The 16,161-nt window shown below is 62.9% G+C and carries 22 protein-coding genes and 1 tRNA gene; 15 read left to right on the top strand and 8 right to left on the bottom strand.

Annotated elements, in window-relative coordinates; genetic code table 11:
* The first annotated feature begins 233 nt into the window (after window positions 1-233).
* Window positions 234-437, top strand: a complete 204-nt coding sequence (locus tag FJ970_RS08005; RefSeq protein WP_140754230.1) for a CsbD family protein — start codon at window positions 234-236, stop codon at window positions 435-437.
* A gap of 201 nt (window positions 438-638) precedes the next feature.
* Here FJ970_RS08005 and FJ970_RS08000 read toward each other — a convergent pair whose 3' ends face one another.
* Together FJ970_RS08000 and FJ970_RS07995 are read right to left on the bottom strand one after the other, a co-directional pair.
* Complete coding sequence (locus FJ970_RS08000) at window positions 639-878, bottom strand: hypothetical protein (protein WP_140754232.1); 240 nt, start codon at window positions 876-878, stop codon at window positions 639-641.
* A gap of 139 nt (window positions 879-1,017) precedes the next feature.
* A tRNA-Leu gene (locus FJ970_RS07995) sits at window positions 1,018-1,102 on the bottom strand.
* Between the two features lie 230 nt (window positions 1,103-1,332).
* Here FJ970_RS07995 and FJ970_RS07990 point away from each other — a divergent pair.
* On the top strand, window positions 1,333-1,926 hold the full coding sequence (locus tag FJ970_RS07990; protein ID WP_140754234.1) for a YqaA family protein: 594 nt from the start codon (window positions 1,333-1,335) through the stop codon (window positions 1,924-1,926).
* A gap of 79 nt (window positions 1,927-2,005) precedes the next feature.
* Entirely contained in the window at window positions 2,006-2,524 is a 519-nt protein-coding gene (locus FJ970_RS07985; protein ID WP_140754236.1) for a disulfide bond formation protein B, read from the top strand.
* A gap of 220 nt (window positions 2,525-2,744) precedes the next feature.
* On the opposite strand, the gene FJ970_RS07980 is transcribed toward FJ970_RS07985, so the two are convergent.
* Together FJ970_RS07980 and FJ970_RS07975 are read right to left on the bottom strand one after the other, a co-directional pair.
* Window positions 2,745-3,302, bottom strand: a complete 558-nt coding sequence (locus FJ970_RS07980; protein WP_027143453.1) for an HNH endonuclease — start codon at window positions 3,300-3,302, stop codon at window positions 2,745-2,747.
* A gap of 188 nt (window positions 3,303-3,490) precedes the next feature.
* Complete coding sequence (locus FJ970_RS07975) at window positions 3,491-4,132, bottom strand: DNA-3-methyladenine glycosylase family protein (protein WP_140754238.1); 642 nt, start codon at window positions 4,130-4,132, stop codon at window positions 3,491-3,493.
* 75 nt (window positions 4,133-4,207) lie between these two features.
* Here FJ970_RS07975 and gluQRS point away from each other — a divergent pair, with 75 nt between their 5' ends.
* Window positions 4,208-5,083, top strand: coding sequence for a tRNA glutamyl-Q(34) synthetase GluQRS (gene gluQRS / locus FJ970_RS07970; RefSeq protein WP_140754240.1), 876 nt, complete (start codon window positions 4,208-4,210; stop codon window positions 5,081-5,083).
* A 150-nt stretch (window positions 5,084-5,233) separates the two neighbouring features.
* On the top strand, window positions 5,234-6,130 hold the full coding sequence (locus FJ970_RS07965) for a DMT family transporter (RefSeq protein ID WP_140754242.1): 897 nt from the start codon (window positions 5,234-5,236) through the stop codon (window positions 6,128-6,130).
* A gap of 104 nt (window positions 6,131-6,234) precedes the next feature.
* Here FJ970_RS07965 and FJ970_RS07960 read toward each other — a convergent pair whose 3' ends face one another.
* Window positions 6,235-7,086, bottom strand: a complete 852-nt coding sequence (locus tag FJ970_RS07960; RefSeq protein WP_140754244.1) for a YihY/virulence factor BrkB family protein — start codon at window positions 7,084-7,086, stop codon at window positions 6,235-6,237.
* Window positions 7,087-7,144: 58 nt separating this feature from the next.
* On the opposite strand from FJ970_RS07960, the gene FJ970_RS07955 reads away from it, so the two are divergent.
* From FJ970_RS07955 to FJ970_RS07925, 7 genes are all read left to right on the top strand, one after another.
* Window positions 7,145-8,011 carry an SDR family oxidoreductase gene (locus FJ970_RS07955; protein ID WP_140754246.1) on the top strand — a complete coding sequence of 289 codons (867 nt, stop codon included), beginning with the start codon at window positions 7,145-7,147 and terminating at the stop codon, window positions 8,009-8,011.
* Between the two features lie 27 nt (window positions 8,012-8,038).
* The gene (locus FJ970_RS07950) at window positions 8,039-8,230 is read left to right on the top strand and encodes a twin transmembrane helix small protein (protein ID WP_140754248.1); all 192 of its coding nucleotides are present in this window, start codon (window positions 8,039-8,041) and stop codon (window positions 8,228-8,230) included.
* 18 nt (window positions 8,231-8,248) lie between these two features.
* Window positions 8,249-8,830, top strand: a complete 582-nt coding sequence (locus tag FJ970_RS07945; RefSeq protein WP_140754250.1) for a cob(I)yrinic acid a,c-diamide adenosyltransferase — start codon at window positions 8,249-8,251, stop codon at window positions 8,828-8,830.
* Window positions 8,831-8,860: 30 nt separating this feature from the next.
* The gene (locus FJ970_RS07940) at window positions 8,861-9,661 is read left to right on the top strand and encodes a rhomboid family intramembrane serine protease (RefSeq protein ID WP_140754252.1); all 801 of its coding nucleotides are present in this window, start codon (window positions 8,861-8,863) and stop codon (window positions 9,659-9,661) included.
* Between the two features lie 236 nt (window positions 9,662-9,897).
* Window positions 9,898-10,647, top strand: coding sequence for an electron transfer flavoprotein subunit beta/FixA family protein (locus FJ970_RS07935; protein ID WP_140754254.1), 750 nt, complete (start codon window positions 9,898-9,900; stop codon window positions 10,645-10,647).
* A 158-nt stretch (window positions 10,648-10,805) separates the two neighbouring features.
* Complete coding sequence (locus tag FJ970_RS07930; RefSeq protein ID WP_140754256.1) at window positions 10,806-11,735, top strand: electron transfer flavoprotein subunit alpha/FixB family protein; 930 nt, start codon at window positions 10,806-10,808, stop codon at window positions 11,733-11,735.
* Between the two features lie 209 nt (window positions 11,736-11,944).
* Complete coding sequence (locus FJ970_RS07925) at window positions 11,945-12,823, top strand: 3-hydroxybutyryl-CoA dehydrogenase (protein WP_013892834.1); 879 nt, start codon at window positions 11,945-11,947, stop codon at window positions 12,821-12,823.
* Between the two features lie 9 nt (window positions 12,824-12,832).
* Here FJ970_RS07925 and FJ970_RS07920 read toward each other — a convergent pair whose 3' ends face one another.
* Window positions 12,833-13,342: a GGDEF domain-containing protein gene (locus FJ970_RS07920; protein WP_227792157.1), complete on the bottom strand. Its 510-nt coding sequence runs from the start codon at window positions 13,340-13,342 to the stop codon at window positions 12,833-12,835.
* Between FJ970_RS07920 and FJ970_RS07915 the strand changes: the two genes are divergently transcribed.
* Window positions 13,250-13,450 (top strand): hypothetical protein, encoded by a 201-nt coding sequence (locus tag FJ970_RS07915; RefSeq protein ID WP_227792049.1) that lies wholly within the window; start codon window positions 13,250-13,252, stop codon window positions 13,448-13,450. The two genes, FJ970_RS07920 and FJ970_RS07915, sit on opposite strands and share 93 nt — an antisense overlap.
* A 35-nt stretch (window positions 13,451-13,485) precedes the next feature.
* Here FJ970_RS07915 and FJ970_RS07910 read toward each other — a convergent pair whose 3' ends face one another.
* Complete coding sequence (locus FJ970_RS07910) at window positions 13,486-14,124, bottom strand: NrsF family protein (protein ID WP_140754258.1); 639 nt, start codon at window positions 14,122-14,124, stop codon at window positions 13,486-13,488.
* A gap of 1 nt (window position 14,125) precedes the next feature.
* Window positions 14,126-14,677, bottom strand: a complete 552-nt coding sequence (locus FJ970_RS07905; RefSeq protein ID WP_140754260.1) for a sigma-70 family RNA polymerase sigma factor — start codon at window positions 14,675-14,677, stop codon at window positions 14,126-14,128.
* Window positions 14,678-14,904: 227 nt separating this feature from the next.
* On the opposite strand from FJ970_RS07905, the gene FJ970_RS07900 reads away from it, so the two are divergent.
* Together FJ970_RS07900 and FJ970_RS07895 are read left to right on the top strand one after the other, a co-directional pair.
* Window positions 14,905-15,042: a hypothetical protein gene (locus FJ970_RS07900; RefSeq protein WP_181178202.1), complete on the top strand. Its 138-nt coding sequence runs from the start codon at window positions 14,905-14,907 to the stop codon at window positions 15,040-15,042.
* Window positions 15,043-15,115: 73 nt separating this feature from the next.
* Window positions 15,116-16,153, top strand: coding sequence for a hypothetical protein (locus tag FJ970_RS07895; protein WP_140754262.1), 1,038 nt, complete (start codon window positions 15,116-15,118; stop codon window positions 16,151-16,153).
* Window positions 16,154-16,161 lie beyond the last annotated feature (8 nt).

The following is a 16,161-nucleotide window of genomic DNA, read 5'->3' as shown; positions in this document are numbered from 1 at the left end:
CACCTAAAACTACGGCGCGAGCCCGAAATGGCAAGCAGGTCACCAACGATGTCGGCTTCGGTCTCGGCATTAACAAATGCAGCGCGCGCCCCCGGGACACGACCCAACAGGTTCTGGTTACCGGCAACTGAATATAGGCAAGCTATTCCGGAACATTTTAGCAGAGCTGGATGTTGGATGTCATGACGGGGCCATGCTCGCCCTGCTTTGGACAGAGCATCGAGGAGAGAACCATGGATTGGAACCGCATCGAAGGAAACTGGAAGCAATTCAAGGGCAAGGTGAAGGAACAGTGGGGCGATCTCACCGACGACGATCTCGACCAGATCGCCGGGAGGCGCGACCAGCTGGAGGGCAAGATTCAGGAACGCTACGGCATCGCGAAGGATCGCGTTCGCCAGGAGGTCGACGACTGGTATCGCCGCCAAACCTGGTAGTTCGTTCAAACATCCATTTTGCTGAGAGGGCGCCGGCATGGGCCGGCGTCCTTTTTTTCCGTCCTGGGCAGACGGCTGCGGTGCCCTCAGCTTGGTCTTGCAGATCGAGAACTGGCTGACGCTGGCAAAACTCCGGCCACACCGGCGCCTTCCGCTTTGAAAGCCTTCCGGGCGCAACCTCCGGTGACTGCTTGCTAAACTTCAAAGGGCGTATTGGTCGCGATGATCAAAACAAACGGCCATGGTCCGACCAATTGCGAAATTGACCACCGCCTCCACCAGGGCATCATCGCTGCATGGCCAGTCCGGCGCCAGGCGTCGAACCTCCGCGATCACTTCCCGGGTGGAGACTATCGCAAATGCCTCCCGCCCTAATAGCGTTATGGAAACAAGCTCTTCGCTTGTCAGGCGAGGTAAGATCCGATGCCGCGTCATGTTCACCGCGTTTCCTCCCAACGATGAACGTTAAAGATAGAGCCTAGCGCGAAGCCCTGAGGTCAGCGAGCTAAAATGTGGTCTGACCAAAATGGCTCACGCCCTCGGTATTGGGCTTGGATTTGTTGACTTCAAAGCGATCAAATGGTGCCCCTAGCCGGGATCGAACCAGCACTCCTTGCGGAACTCGATTTTGAGTCGAGCGCGTCTACCAATTCCGCCATAGGGGCTCAGGCCGGGCGGCCTGGATGGGCGCGGACTATACGGTCGCAGGCCTGTTCGTCAACTGGCCAATTCTCGGTATCGCACCGGATTCGACCAATCTTCGCCTTTTGATTTCTTGGCGCTGCTGCCATTGTGCAGCGCGGAAAATCTTTCTAGACAGGCTGCGCATCAAAGCCCGGCGTGTCTGGAGACATGGGTGCGGCGCGGTTTTGAGTCACATGCACTAGGAGAGCCGATGCTTCGCGGACTGTACGACTGGACCCTGTCGCTGGCGGCCCGCAAATCCGCCGAATGGTGGCTGGCCTTCATCGCCTTCGTCGAAAGCTCGGTATTCCTGGTGCCGGCCGACGTGCTCTATCTGCCGATGGCATTGTCGCGGCCGGATCGCGCCTATCGCTATGCGCTGATCGCCACGGTAGCCTCGGTGTTGGGCGGCATTGCCGGCTGGTTCATCGGCCACTACGCCTATGACGCGGTGGCGCGGCCTATCCTGGAATTCTACGGCAAGTATGACGAGTTCGAGCGATTGCGCTCCTCCGCGGGCATAAGCATCGAGTTCATTGCCCTGATGCTGGTCACCTCGGGTGCCGCGCATCTGCCGCCCATCAAGGTGGTGACGATCCTGTCCGGCGCCCTGGGCGTCAATCTGGCGCTGTTCATCGTGCTGGCCATCATCGCGCGCGGCGGCCGCTTCCTGCTCCTGGCGTGGCTTTTGCGCCGCTATGGCGAGCCAATCCGCGAATTCATCGAAAAGCGCCTGGGCCTGATCGCCGGCGCCGCCGCGGTTGCCCTGATTTTGCTCTATATTCTGATCAAGTACGCTCTCTGAGGCTCTCTCAAAACCGGATGACGGTTTTGAGAGAGGCAAGCAGACCTGGCGGACGGCGAACACAGTGGACGAGAAACCGATGACAGCGACCATGAATGCCGATACCAGACGCCAGCGGACACGCGCTGCCTTGTTTCTCGCGGTCGCGATGGCCGCGACCGTTGGCTCTGCGCTCGGCTTCCAGCACATTGGCGGCTACATCCCCTGCCATCTCTGCCTGGAACAGCGCACGCCATATTACATCGGCGTGCCCTTGATGGTGCTGGCAGCGATCACATCGATGCTGCGAGCACCGGCATGGGTGACGCGCGGCCTGCTGGCTATCGGCGGCCTCTTGATGCTCTACGGCCTCTATCTCGGCGTCTACCACTCCGGCGTCGAATGGGCATGGTGGCAGGGTCCGGCCGATTGCACGGCAGGCGCCGGCCCGGTCGACACCGGCGGCAAGGGCGTGCTCGACGCGCTCGACAAATTCGTGCCGCCCTCCTGCGACAAGGCGGCGCTGCGCATCCTCGGCCTGTCACTGGCCGGCTGGAACGCCATCGCCAGCCTGATCCTCGCCGCCGTCGCCTTCCGCGGCGCGCTGGCCCGCGATTAAACCAGCGCGACGCAGAGTTCGTCCAGAAATTCGGCAGGCTGAGTCGCATGGAGTGATCGTCGAGAACCAGAGCGGAGCGGACATTCAAGTCCGAGCACCGGCCTACGCCGGCCGTAGCCTTAACTACCACACACGACCGCTCATGAGTGCTTCGGCCGGCGAAGGCCGGAAGCGCCGACAATCGCTTCAGGCGGCCAGCCTGCCGAATTCTCGAACGAACTCAAGGCTCCAGTTCGACATCCCAGTATAGATAATCCATCCAGCTTTCATGCAGATGGTTGGGCGGGAACAGCCGGCCGTTGTTGTGCAGATCGTGCACCGTCGGCTGGTACGGCTTCTGCAGCGGCCACATCTTGGCCTGCGACGGCATCATGCCGCCCTTCCTCAAATTGCAGGGCGAACAGGCGGCGACGACGTTCTCCCATGTCGTGGCACCGCCGCGATGGCGAGGGATGACATGGTCGAAGGTCAGGTCGTCGGGCGTGCTGCAATACTGGCACTGGAAACGATCGCGCAGGAAGACGTTGAAGCGGGTGAAGGCCGGATGCCTGGACGGCTTCACATAGGCCTTCAGGCTGACCACACTCGGCAGCTTCATCGAGAAGGTCGGCGAGGATACTGCGTGCTCGTATTCGGCCACGATGTTCACCCGGTCGAGGAACACCGCCTTGATGGCATCCTGCCAGGACCAGAGCGACAAGGGGTAATAGCTGAGCGGACGGTAATCCGCATTCAGCACCAGCGCTGGAAGCCCATCCGGAGATACGGCAACCGTCACCTTGTTGACCTCCTTGGTTCGCACATGACCCCGAAAATCGAATTCGACTTTCGGAAAGGGTCACGCGCTGCTTCAAAAGCCCGACCGTTCGGCGCGGATACTGTAAGCCTGACATGACAGGGATGTGAAGCGGATTGTCGCTCGCGCGACGTGCCAAAAAAGCATGTTTTTTATGCTTTTTTGCGGATTCAGGTCGGCGGTGCGGCGTCCCGGCCCCTGGTTTCGCGATAATAGGACCAGAAAAGCCGCGATGCGACACCTCGCCACGGGCTCCATGATTCGGCCAGCGCGATCAGCGTTTTCTCCGCTGGACGCGGGTCGATGCCCAGCGCGTGGCCGACAGCGCTCTGCAGGGCGACATCGCGCGCCGGGAAAATATCGGGATGCCCGGCGGCAAACAACAGATACACTTCCGCCGTCCAGGGACCGATGCCGGGCACGGCGGTCATCCTGGTGATTGCCTCCCTGGCGTCGAGCGAACAAAGGTGATGCAGGTCGAGCCCGTCGGCTATGGCCTGCGCGACCGCGATGAGGCCGCGCTGCTTGGGCCGCGACAGGCCGGCCTCGCGAAACATGTCCTCGCCGGCGGCCAGGATCGCCTGCGGCGTCAGCGGATCGACTAGCTTTGTCAGCCGGCCGAAGATGGCATCGGCGCTGGCCCGCGACACCTGTTGCGAGACGATGATCGAGGCCAGGCTCCTGAAACCGGGCTCCGAAAGCCTGAGCGGCACCTCGCCGGCCATGCCGCGCACCTTTTCCAGCCGTGGGTCGAGCGCGCAGAGCGCATCGAGCCCCCGCTCAACGTCGTCCAGTGTCGCGATGCGCTCCATGGTATCCTTGTCCGCGAATGTGCAGCAAAGTAGCAACCGCCAAAACCACAGCACAACCCGATTGCCGCCCGAGACATGACGCTCCTGACATTCCGCTTCGCGCCCAGCCCCAACGGCGAACTGCATCTCGGCCACGCCTATTCGGCGCTGCTCAATCAGAAGCTGGCGATGCATGCGGGCGGCCGCCTGCTGCTGCGGATCGAGGATATCGACACGGCGCGCTGCACGCCGGAGTTCGAGGCGGGCATGCTTGCCGACCTGAAATGGCTGGGCCTGGGCTGGGAAGCGCCGGTGCGCCGCCAGTCGGAGCATTTCGCCGAGTACGGGACGGTGCTGGAGCGGCTGATCCGCGAGGAACTGGTCTATCCCGCCTTCATGAGCCGTGGCGAGATCAGGGCATTCATCGCCGACACCGAAAAGCGCGGACGCGACTGGCCTCGCGATCCCGATGGTGTGCCGCTCTATCCGCCGGCGGACAAGGCGCTGCCGATCAGGGAACGCAACCGGCGCATCGCCGAAAATGCGCCGTTCGCCTGGCGTCTGGACGTCGGCGCCGCCATGGCGCGTGCCGGCAAGGACCTCGCATGGGCCGAATTCAGCGGTGAGACGCTCTCCGCGACGCGTTCCGTCGAGGCTTGCCCGCAGGACTGGGGCGACGTGATCGTGGCGCGCCGCGACATCCCGACCAGCTATCACCTCGCCGTCGTCGTGGACGACGCGCTGCAAGGCGTCAGCCATGTCGTACGCGGACAGGACCTGTTTTCCGCGACCGGGGTGCAGCGGCTGCTCCAGGAGATTCTTGTGTTGCCGCAGCCGGCTTATTTCCATCACCGGCTTATCCTCGGGCCGGACGGGCGAAAACTGTCGAAGAGCCTCAAGGATACCGGCCTCGCCGCCTTGCGCGACGCGGGCGCTTCGCCTCACGACGTCAGAAGGATGGTCGGGCTTTGACCAGTACCATGTCTGGAGAAACGCTCCCCGGACGCGCGACACGTTCAATTCCCATGACGCATGGATCAATCGTTTCGTTTTGCGCGCCGGGTTGAACAGGATTAGAGCATCGTCACGGTCAATTCTCACCAGCGTGGCGGTTTCCGGAAAATGTCCAGCATCAAGCGGTTCATCCCCGCCACCTTCGTCGTCCTTTGGGCGACCGGCTTCATCGGCGCGCGTTACGCCATGCCGTGGGCGGAGCCGTTCACCTTCCTCGCCGCGCGTTTCGTGCTGGCCGCCATCTTGCTGGCCGTCCTGACGCTTGTGCTAGGCTCGAAACCAGCTACCCGCACCGAGGCGCTGCACGCCGCCGGCGCCGGCGTGCTGATGCAAGGCATCTATCTCGGCGCGGTCTTCTGGGCCATTCATAGGGGCATGCCGGCCGGTTTTTCGGCGCTGATCGTCGGCCTGCAGCCGCTGATCACCGCGGTGCTTGCCGGCAAATTTCTGGGCGAAGCCATCCTGCCGCGCCACTGGCTTGGCCTTGCTATCGGGCTGATCGGCATCGTCATCGTGCTCTGGCCAAAACTCGGAGCGCTCGGCGGCGGCGTGACGGCGGCAACGCTGAGCGCGTCGCTGGTCTCGGTGCTCGGCATGAGTGCCGGAACCGTCTGGCAGAAGCGTTTTGCTTCCGGCGGCGACCTTGTATCGGCCACCATGTGGCAATACGTCGGCGGCGCTTCGCTGATGATCCTGGCTTCACTCGCCTTCGAAACGCAAACCGTCGTCATCAATGGCGAATTGATCTTCGCCATGGCCTGGCTGCTGCTGGTGCTGTCGCTCGGCGCCATCTTGCTTCTGATGGTGATGATCCGCGACGGCGAGATGTCGAAAGTGGCGTCGTTGTTCTACCTGGTGCCGGCGGTGACGGCCATCATCGCCTGGGCCCTGTTCGACGAACAGCTCAACGCACTTCAGATCGCCGGCATGGCGATCACCACGTTCGGCGTCGGCCTGGCAACGGCTCGACAGACCAAGGGAAGAATTGAGGAATTGAGGAATTGAGGAAAATCGGCCTATCTGGCGCTGTGTACTTCTTCTCAACTCATTAATTCTCCAGTTCTTCAATTCCCCATTTCTTCAATTCCTCAATTCTTCAGCTCGGCCGGTCAACCGACTCGGGCACGCGCCTCCAAATAACGGCTGATCGCGGCGTTGAGCTCGCCGCCCAGGATGAAGATCGCCGAGACGATGTAGAGGAAAACCACCGCGATCATGATCGAGGCGAGACCGGCATAGGTCGTCACATAGGACGAGAAATGGTCGAGATAGGTGGCGAACATCGTCGAGCCGATAAGCCATGCGGCCAGCGTGAAGACGATGCCCGGTATCAGCGAGACGAACCGGCGCTTGCCGGCCGGCAGCCAGTAGTGGACGGCGAAAAGTCCGCCGATGATGACAGTTGAGGCAATGACGTAGCGCCACAGCGTGATCGTACCCGTATAGGGTTTGATCCACACGAAATGGGCTTCCGCCAGCCGCGCCAGCAGGGGCGCGAACACCAGCAGCACGCTGATAGCCAGGAACCCGGCGGTCGCGATCAGCACGAAGAAGATGCTCTGCACCCGGCGATAAATGATGCCGCGCGTCTCCGTGACCCGATAGGCGCGGTTGAGCGACGTGCGCAGCGCCTCGATGCCGTTGGAGGCAAAGTAGGCGGCAAGCAGCACGCCATAGGTCAACAGGTCGGTGCGCCTGACGGTCAGCACGTTCAGCACTTCGCGCGCGATAGGCTTGGCGATCTGCTCGGGCCATGTGTCGAAGACCAGATGCACGGCTGTGTCGGCAAAGGCCTGGGCGCCGAGGAAGCTGGCCAGCGTCGTGGCGAAGATCAGGAACGGAAACAGCGCCATCAGCGAGGTGATCGCCAGATGGCTGGCCATCGCCCAGCCGTCATCGGTGTTGAAATGGCCGAGCGCGTCGTAGAGCACGCGGCGCAGGGCGACAATATTCCGCAGCAAGAACGCGCGCTCCCTTCGATTGTCTCGACGCCGCGAATATGGGAAGGGAATGCTGCAAATGGCAACCCTTCGTCAGACCTCGAATTCTCCAGCGGCAGAGTTGCGCACCATCATCGTCACCGGTGCGTCTTCCGGCATAGGCGCCTATTGCGCCCGTGCATTGAAGGCCGAGGGCTGGCGGGTGTTCGCGACGGCGCGCAAGCCGCAAGACATCGCCGCACTCGAAGCGGACGGAATCGAGGCTTTCTATCTCGATTACACTGAACCGGCATCGATCGCCGCCCTGGTGACCGCAGTGCTCGACCGCACCGGCGGCAAGCTCGACGCGCTGTTCAACAATGGCGCCTACGCGCAGGCAGGCGCCGTCGAGGATCTGCCCGTTGCGGCGCTCAAGGAGCAGTTCGAGGCCAATTTCTTCGGCTGGCACGACCTGACCCGCCGTCTGGTCCCGGTGATGCGCCGCCAGGGCCACGGCCGCCTCGTCCATTGCTCATCGATCCTGGGTCTCGTGCCGGTGCGCTTCCGCGGCGCCTATTCGGCGTCCAAGCATGCCTTGGAGGCCTTGATGCTCTGCCAGCGCCAGGAACTGGCCGGCAGCGGCATCCATGTCTCGCTGATCGAGCCGGGGCCGGTGAAATCGAAGATCGCCAGCAATGGCCTGCCCTGGTTCCTCGGGAATATCGACCACGAGAATTCCGTGCATCGCGCCGACTATGTCGCGCAGCTGGAGCGCATGCGCGCCGGCGGCAGTCAATCGGCCCTGAAGCCCGGGCCGGAAGTGGTCCACAAGGTGCTTTGCCACGCACTTCTGTCGCGGCGCCCACGCCCGCACTATGTGGTAACAATGTCGGCCAAGATCGGTACCATGCTCAAACGCATCCTGCCGGCAACGATGCTCCACCGCCTGCTCGCCAAGCGCGCCTGAACAAGAAAAGAACTGGAAACGCAAAAAATGACCACCGTCTTCAAGATCCTTGCCATATTGGTCATGGCCGCCGTGGTGGTCGTGCTGATCAGGGGCCTCATCAACATGATGCGCGGCGGCTCCGGTATGACCTCCAACAAGTTGATGCAGACCCGTGTTCTGCTGCAGGCGGTGGCGCTGGCGCTGATCCTGCTGGCCGTGTATTTCACCCGCAAGTGAGGCCTTTCGGGAGGCGATGTGGTCAAGCTCAACAAGATCTACACCCGTACCGGAGACGACGGCACAACCGGCCTCGGCACTGGTGAGCGGCGGCTGAAATCCGATCTCAGGGTGGATGCCTATGGCACGGTCGACGAAGCCAATGCCTGCATCGGCATGGCTCGCGTGCACACCGCACAGAATTATCAGGCGATCGACGCCATGCTTGCCCGCATCCAGAACGACCTTTTCGACCTCGGCGCCGATCTCGCCGTGCCTGATGACGGCAAGCCGCTTGGCTACGAGCCGTTGCGCATCGTTGCCGCGCAGACCGACCGTGTCGAGCACGACATCGACCTCCTCAACAAGCACCTCCAGCCGCTGAAATCCTTCGTGCTGAACGGCGGCACGCCGGCGGCGGCTGCCCTCCATCTCGCCCGCACCGTGGCCAGGCGAGCCGAGCGGCTGATGGTGGCCCTGGCTCAGGACCCGGCCGAACACGTCAACCGCGACGGGCTGAAATACATCAACCGCGTCTCGGATTTCCTGTTTGTCGCCGCCCGGGCGGTCAATGACAATGGAAATGCCGACGTGCTATGGGTTCCCGGCAAGAACCGCTGAACGGACCGAAAGGCGGGGGGCCGACGACAAATGTTCATCCCGCTTTACGACACCAACAGATTGCGCCATATCAGGCTGCAATATGTGACGATCGGGCTGATCGTCGCCAACGCCGTGGTCTATTGCGCCACGGCGCTCGGCGGCGAGAACTTCACCAATGCCGCCGTGCTCGGCCTCGGCTTCATCCCCTCCGTTGTTCACGACACGGCCGAGCTCGACCCTCGCTTTGTCATCATCCCCGAGAGCCTGAGCTACCTCACCTACTCTTTCCTGCATGCCGACATTTTCCATCTCGGCGGCAACATGCTGTTCCTTTGGGTGTTCGGTGACAATGTCGAGGACGCGCTCGGCCACATCCGCTACCTGATCTTCTATCTCCTGTGCGCCATCGCCGGAGCCGCTTTCCAGGGGTTCGTCGCCTGGGATTCGCAAGCGCCGCTGATCGGCGCCTCGGGCGCCATTGCCGGCGTGGTCGTCGCCTACCTGATCCTCTATCCCAGGGTGAAGGTGTGGGTGCTTGCCTTTGCCCGCATCCCGTTGCGCATTCCAGCCTTCATCCCGCTCGTCCTGTGGGTGGCGTTCCAGGTCGTCATGTTCGCGGCCGGTGGCGAGGATCAAATCTCCTGGGCCTGCCACATCGGCGGCATCATTGCCGGCGCGGTCCTGGTGCTCGTCCTGCGCAGTCGCGGCGTGCCGCTGTTTGCCCCCGCTGACGAGGATGCCGTGGTTCCGACCCCCGAACAGCAGCCGGCAGTTGGCGAACCGGCGACGCCCGAAACGTCCACCACTGCGGCGCGCTGGGGTCGCGGAAACCCTTCTGGCCCAAACTGAACCGATTTGAGCTTGCTTCCAGCGTATTGACGACAAGGGTTGCCACAATTACGGAAACGTCTCCGTCGCAGCCCAAGGCGGTTAAGGAGCAGCCCCAAGGCGGGCAAAGACCAGAATTTCCATCCGGCCAGAATTCCGTCTGGCCGGAATTCAGTCAGGAATGTCGGCTTTCGACAACTCAGAAAGGGCGCAGGCTGCTATAGCGCGCCCGATTAGCGTGAAGAGGTGACAGGCAAATGAAGATCCTTGTGCCCGTGAAGCGGGTTGTGGACGCGAATGTGAAGGTTCGCGTGAAGGCCGATGGTTCGGCGGTGGAACTCGCCAACGTCAAGATGGCGATGAACCCGTTCGACGAGATCGCGGTCGAGGAAGCGATCCGGATCAAGGAAGCCGGCAAGGCCGAAGAGATCATCGTCGTCTCGATCGGCCCGCAGCAGGCGCAGGAAACGCTGCGCACCGCGCTCGCCATGGGCGCCGACCGCGCCATCCTGGTCAAGACCGACGAACAGACCGAGCCGCTCGGCGTCGCCAAGGTGCTGAAGGGCGTGGTCGAGGCGGAGAAGCCAGGCCTTGTCATTCTCGGCAAGCAGGCGATCGACGACGATTCCAACCAGACCGGTCAGATGCTGGCCGCCCTGCTTGGCTGGGCGCAGGGCACCTTCGCTTCCAAGGTCGTGCTCGAGGGCGACCATGCCAAGGTGACGCGCGAGGTCGACGGCGGCCTGCAGACGGTGGAGCTGAAGATGCCGGCGATCGTCACCGCCGACCTTCGCCTCAACCAGCCGCGCTATGCCTCGCTGCCCAACATCATGAAAGCCAAGAAGAAGCCGCTGGACGAGAAGAGCCCGGCCGATTACGGCGCCGACGTCAAGCCGCGCCTCAAGGTCATCAAGACCGAGGAGCCGGGCGGCCGCAAGGCAGGCGTCAAGGTCAAGAGCGTCGCCGAACTGGTCGACAAGCTCAAGAACGAAGCCGGCGTTTTGTAAGGAAATCCAATGAGGCCGGCCTGCAAACGGCCGGTCTCTGCGCTCGCCGAGGCGACGTACTGAAGTACGCTCCGCTCCGGTTCTCGAAACCAACCGTTTTCGGCTCTGCCTGACCGGATTTCAGGGAGCTTTGAAGACGAAAGTCAGGGACAGAACAAATGGCAATTCTCCTCATCGCCGAACACGATAACGCCATGCTTTCCGACCAGACCGCCAAGGCGCTTTCGGCCGCCCTGCAGATCGGCTCGGAAGTCCATGTGCTGGTGGCCGGCAAAGGCGCCAAGGCTGCTGCCGACGCAGCGGCGAAACTGAAGGGCGTCGGCAAGGTGCTGCTCGCCGAAGCCGACGAACTCGCCGAGCGCCTAGCCGAGCCGACGGCGGCACTGGTCGTCTCGCTGGCTGGCGCCTACGACACGATCATCGCGCCGGCGACATCCGCCGGCAAGAACGTCGCGCCGCGCGTGGCGGCACTCCTCGATGTCGCGCAGGTCTCCGAGATCATCGAAGTGGTCTCGCCGGACACCTTCAAGCGTCCGATCTATGCCGGCAACGCCATCCAGACGGTGCAGTCGAGCGACGCCAAGAAGGTCATCACCGTGCGCACCGCCTCCTTCCAGGCGGCACCCGAGGGCGGCTCGGCTTCGGTCGAGACGGTTCATGCGGCGGCCAATCCCGGCCTGTCCACCTTCGTCGAGAACAAGCTGTCGGAGACCGACCGTCCGGAGCTGACCTCGGCCAAGATCATCATCTCGGGCGGTCGCGCGCTCGGTTCCTCGGAAAAATTCCAGGAGGTCATCCTGCCGGTCGCCGACAAGCTCGGTGCCGCCGTCGGCGCCTCCCGCGCTGCAGTGGACGCCGGCTATGCGCCGAACGACTGGCAGGTCGGCCAGACGGGCAAGGTCGTCGCCCCCGATCTCTACATCGCGGTCGGCATCTCCGGCGCCATCCAGCACCTTGCCGGCATGAAGGACAGCAAGGTCATCGTCGCCATCAACAAGGACGAGGAGGCACCGATCTTCCAGGTTGCCGACTACGGCCTGGTCGGCGACCTCTTCGTCATCCTGCCGGAGTTGCAGAAGGCACTTTGACGCTTCCGCGCAACCGTATTAAATTGCTAGGGGTGGGGTAGACGAAGTCACCCCGCCCTTTTAGTTTGCATCGCACAATAAGCAGCCCACAAGGCTGAGAGCAATTCCAGCGGCAGTGCGCAGGGGTTTTTGCGCCGGGAACTGCTGGAAAACAAGGAGATGGGGCGGTTCGCGATTCTGGCGAAAAACGCTCCGGACGGGATTGGGTAATGAGCAAGATCGAGACGATCGGCATCATTGGTGCGGGCCAGATGGGCGGCGGCATTGCCCACGTCTCCGCGCTTTCGGGCTACAAGGTGCTGATCTACGATATTTCGCCCGACCGTATCGAGAAGGGCATCGCCACCATCAGCGGCAACATGGCCCGTCAGGTGGGATCCGGCAAGCTCGACGAGAAACTCCGTAACCAGGCCATGGCACGCATCGCGTCGGCACCGGCGATGGCCGATCTTGCCGGCGCCGATCTGGTGATCGAGGCGGCGACCGAGGACGAAACCGTCAAGCGCAAGATCTATGCGCAGCTGTGCCCGCAGCTCAACCCCGAAGCGATCCTGGCGACCAACACCTCGTCGATCTCGATCACGCGGCTAGCCGCGCAGACCGACCGGCCGGAGCGGTTCATCGGCATACATTTCATGAACCCTGTACCGCTGATGAAGCTGGTCGAACTGGTGCGCGGCATCGCCACCGAGGACCAGACCTTCGAGGCGGCGAAGACCTATGTGAAGCAGCTCGACAAGACTATCACGGTCTCGGAGGATTTCCCGGCCTTCATCGTCAACCGCATCCTTCTGCCGATGATCAACGAGGCGATCTACACCCTCTATGAAGGCGTCGGCTCGGTCGATGCCATCGACACCGCCATGCGGCTCGGCGCCAATCATCCGATGGGACCGCTGCAGCTTGCCGATTTCATCGGCCTCGACACCTGCCTGTCGATCATGCAGGTGCTGCATGACGGCCTGTCGGATTCGAAGTACCGCCCCTGCCCGCTGCTGGTCAAATATGTCGAGGCTGGCTGGCTCGGCCGCAAGACCGGACGCGGCTTCTACGACTATCGCGGCGAGCACCCCGTACCGACGCGCTGACGCGTCCGCTCACGAGGCCGCGGCGAGCTGCTTGGGCGATTCTGACTTGTCGATCTTGCCGTCCAGCGCCACCGAAACGCATCCGCAGCCGGCCGCCTTGGCCGCATAGCAGGCGGCGTCGGCCCTTGCGATGATCTCGTCGACTTCGCCGCAATTGGCGCAGATGGCCGTCAGCCCGATGCTGGCGCCGATTGCATGCGGCCACCCCTCCCAGGTGAAGCTGAGGCCGGCTATCGCATCGATGATCGAGCGCGCCGCGATCCTCGCGCCAGCGGCCGAACCGGACTTCAGGATAACAACGAATTCGTCGCCACCCAGGCGCGCAACGATGTCTTCAGAACCAAGCACGCCGCGCAACGCCTCCGCGACCCGCTTCAGCAGGGCGTCTCCCGTAGCGTGACCGCCCGTGTCGTTGACCCGCTTGAAATGGTCAAGGTCGATGAACATGAACTGATGGCGGTCTCCAGCCGTCGTGCAGTCCTTGCGCGCCTGATCGACCAATCCCTCCATGGCGCGGATGAAGCTCGAGTGATTGGCAAGCCCGGTCAGCGCATCATGGGCGGCGGCATGGGCAAGCTGGCGCTGCAGGCACCGGCGACATGGGAAACCGGCAAACTGCCGGCATGATTAAGGATCGGTATTCACCGGGCGCGGGTATCCTGCTACCAGCGCACGAAAAACCGCCCCCCGAGCGCGCCAAGCAAAGCGAGAGCCGCGATGGCGATCGTGTACCAGGTGGCAACGAAAAGCGGAGAATCGTCGAAGCAGTGCGCGGCATAGAAGGTCGCCGCCAGCCCGCCGGCAAGCAACCCCGCGACCGCGCCGGCAAGCACCGGCCGCGTCGGCGCGCCATAGCGCAGCATCCACAGGAAGATGGCCAACGGGCCGATGCCGATCAGCGGGATGAAGCTCATGCAGATCATCATGTTAGAGCCGATCATGCGCGTGCCCCACAGCGCCTGCGGCACCGCGAAGAGCTCCAGCACCACCGCCACCGCGACCAGCAGCGGCGCGGCGATCATTGCCGCCATTGCCCGGCCTGTCGCCGCACCCGGCGTCGACAGGGCTCGGATCAGGGCGAAGGCGCTGATGGCGAGCACGATGGTGAAAACAAACTTGGACAGGAAGCGCATCGTGTGCGCGGCCGCCATGAAGTCGGGGCGCGGCCCGATCGTCATCATGAAAACAGCGGCCGCGACGACGACGGCCGCGCCAGCCGCCAGCCACCAGGCGGAGCGCAATGGCATGACTTTGCTGCGGGTATCGGCGTCGAGCGCCTTGATGAGATCATCGGTCTTCATGTCATTCCCGCCCGAACCGCCCCTGTCCGAATCGCTTGGCTATGGCGGTGAGTCCCCGGTGCAGCGACACACGCACCGCCGTCTCGCTGATGCCGAACTTCGCCGCCGTCTCGCCGATCGAGCGGCCCTCGACGGACACGGCCGAAACCACGGAACGCTGTGCCGGCGGCAGCCCGTCGAGCGCCCGGTTGATGTCGCGCTCGCTGACCGTCTCGGTTTCCGGCTCGGCAAAAGTCTCGGCGATGTCGTCGACATCGATTTCAATGCGCCGCCCGCGCCGCCGGAACGCGTCGATCAGCTTGAAACGGGCAATCGCATAGATCCAGGGCAGCACCGGCGCGTCCTGGCGCCAGGTGTGTCGTTTCACATGAATGGCCAGCAAGGTTTCCTGCACGACATCCTCGGGGTCGACCCCGCCCTGCACGATCTTGCGCCTGGCAAAGCCGCGGATCAGCGCGGCAATCCGGTGGAGAAAGTCGGCATAGGCCTTTTCATCTCCCGCGATCGCGGCCCGCATCAGCCGGGAAAGCTCGGCCTCGTCCTTGCCGCTCACAAGAGTTCACTCCCCGATCTTCGCGCCTCGGCACCGATTTGTTACGTGGCCGGCGAAATAATGTCCAAGCCAAACTGCGGGCAAATCACGAAAGTTTGCCGATGGCCCGCGAAATTCCCCGACGGGTTCCCTGGTTCCCGGCCCGAGCGTTGGGAACAGCGCGGGCCAAGCTTTGATTGACGTAAGGTAAACCCTTCTGTAGCGTCAAGGATCGGAGGGAGGCCGAAATGGATTTCATTGAACGCATTTTTGGATTTTCTCCCGACAATGGCTCGGGAACTTTCGAGAGCGGCCTTGTCATTGCGGCCATAGTCTTTGTCGCCGCCATCTACTTCTACAGAAGACAGGGATCACCGAAGAAATAGCCGGGAGAACCGGCGGGGACACGTCCGCCAGGAAATCACTACCGTTGCGTCCTCTCGGCGTGGGAAACACGACATGGCAGGATCTCTGGTCAATCACGTCAGAACCGCGGCACTGCTGTTGTTCGCCGCCGAATTCTGGAAGCGTCTTGCCGTCGGGCTGAAGATGCTGTTTGCGACGATTCGCATGCTGGTGTGCCGGCTGGCCAAGCGCCAGCGGCTGCCGAGCCCGGCGCAGAACGATTGCTGTATCCAGCTGCCGCCCGACATCTACAAGCGCGCCGATCCTCTTCTCTATGCCCAGTACTATCTGATGGCGCAGGGTCTCGCGGTCACCTGGGACAATCCCGACATCGACATTTTCGACGGCGCCGCACCAGTCATCGGTGCGCTCCAGGCCTCTCGCACCTATCGCGTTCGCGTGCGTGTCTGGAACGGATCCTATGATGCGCCCGCCGTCGGCGTTGGCGTGGCGCTGTCCTACCTGTCCTTCGGCACACAGACCGTTTCCCGTCCGATCGCCAACGCCGCCGTCAATCTCGGGGCCAAGGGCACGATCGATTGCCCTGCCTACGCCGAGTTCAGCTGGACCACGCCCGCCACCGGCGGCCATTATTGCCTTCAGGCACAGCTTTCCTGGGGCGATGACGCCAACCCCAGCAACAACCTTGGCCAGAAGAACGTCAACATTGCCGAGACGCGCTCCCCGGCGAAGTTCGTCTTCAGCGTCCGCAACGAGGCCTCGGTCGTCCGGCGTTTCCAGATCGAGGCGGACTGCTACGGCCTGCCGAAGCTGCAGCCATGTGCCCCGCGCGGCCAAGGTCGAGACGAGCGCACGGACACCCCGCAGCCGCGGCTCGCCGAGAGCAAGGCGCGCTGGGCCAAGGCGCTCGAGGAACAGGCCTATGGCCGGTTTCCCGTTCCGGACGACTGGTCGGTCAGGATCGTTCCAAGAACGCTTTCACTGCAGCCGCGCCAGATAACCGAGATCACCGTCGAGATCGAACCGAGGGACGCAGGCTTCCGCGGCTCAAAGGCCTTCAACGTCCATGTCTTCGCGATCGGCGAAAGAGGATCGCGCACCATGACCGGCGGCGTGACGCTCAAAGGCTGAGGCGTTCC

This window comes from Mesorhizobium sp. B2-1-8, from assembly GCF_006442545.2.
Taxonomy (GTDB): Bacteria; Pseudomonadota; Alphaproteobacteria; order Rhizobiales; family Rhizobiaceae; genus Mesorhizobium.
This window is presented reverse-complemented; position numbering and strand designations above follow the sequence as displayed.

Excerpts from the sequence above, each read along its gene's own strand:
- FJ970_RS07935 (WP_140754254.1), top strand. The coding sequence starts at position 9,898 with ATGAAGATCCTTGTGCCCGTGAAGCGGGTTGTGGACGCGAATGTGAAG.
- FJ970_RS07990 (WP_140754234.1), top strand. The coding sequence starts at position 1,333 with ATGCTTCGCGGACTGTACGACTGGACCCTGTCGCTGGCGGCCCGCAAA.
- FJ970_RS07940 (WP_140754252.1), top strand. The coding sequence starts at position 8,861 with ATGTTCATCCCGCTTTACGACACCAACAGATTGCGCCATATCAGGCTG.
- FJ970_RS07925 (WP_013892834.1), top strand. The coding sequence starts at position 11,945 with ATGAGCAAGATCGAGACGATCGGCATCATTGGTGCGGGCCAGATGGGC.
- FJ970_RS07955 (WP_140754246.1), top strand. The coding sequence starts at position 7,145 with ATGGCAACCCTTCGTCAGACCTCGAATTCTCCAGCGGCAGAGTTGCGC.
- FJ970_RS07915 (WP_227792049.1), top strand. The coding sequence starts at position 13,250 with ATGGTCAAGGTCGATGAACATGAACTGATGGCGGTCTCCAGCCGTCGT.
- gluQRS (WP_140754240.1), top strand. The coding sequence starts at position 4,208 with ATGACGCTCCTGACATTCCGCTTCGCGCCCAGCCCCAACGGCGAACTG.
- FJ970_RS07930 (WP_140754256.1), top strand. The coding sequence starts at position 10,806 with ATGGCAATTCTCCTCATCGCCGAACACGATAACGCCATGCTTTCCGAC.
- FJ970_RS07965 (WP_140754242.1), top strand. The coding sequence starts at position 5,234 with ATGTCCAGCATCAAGCGGTTCATCCCCGCCACCTTCGTCGTCCTTTGG.
- FJ970_RS07985 (WP_140754236.1), top strand. The coding sequence starts at position 2,006 with ATGACAGCGACCATGAATGCCGATACCAGACGCCAGCGGACACGCGCT.
- FJ970_RS07900 (WP_181178202.1), top strand. The coding sequence starts at position 14,905 with ATGGATTTCATTGAACGCATTTTTGGATTTTCTCCCGACAATGGCTCG.
- FJ970_RS07975 (WP_140754238.1), bottom strand. The coding sequence starts at position 4,132 with ATGGAGCGCATCGCGACACTGGACGACGTTGAGCGGGGGCTCGATGCG.
- FJ970_RS07895 (WP_140754262.1), top strand. The coding sequence starts at position 15,116 with ATGGCAGGATCTCTGGTCAATCACGTCAGAACCGCGGCACTGCTGTTG.
- FJ970_RS07910 (WP_140754258.1), bottom strand. The coding sequence starts at position 14,124 with ATGAAGACCGATGATCTCATCAAGGCGCTCGACGCCGATACCCGCAGC.
- FJ970_RS08005 (WP_140754230.1), top strand. The coding sequence starts at position 234 with ATGGATTGGAACCGCATCGAAGGAAACTGGAAGCAATTCAAGGGCAAG.
- FJ970_RS07950 (WP_140754248.1), top strand. The coding sequence starts at position 8,039 with ATGACCACCGTCTTCAAGATCCTTGCCATATTGGTCATGGCCGCCGTG.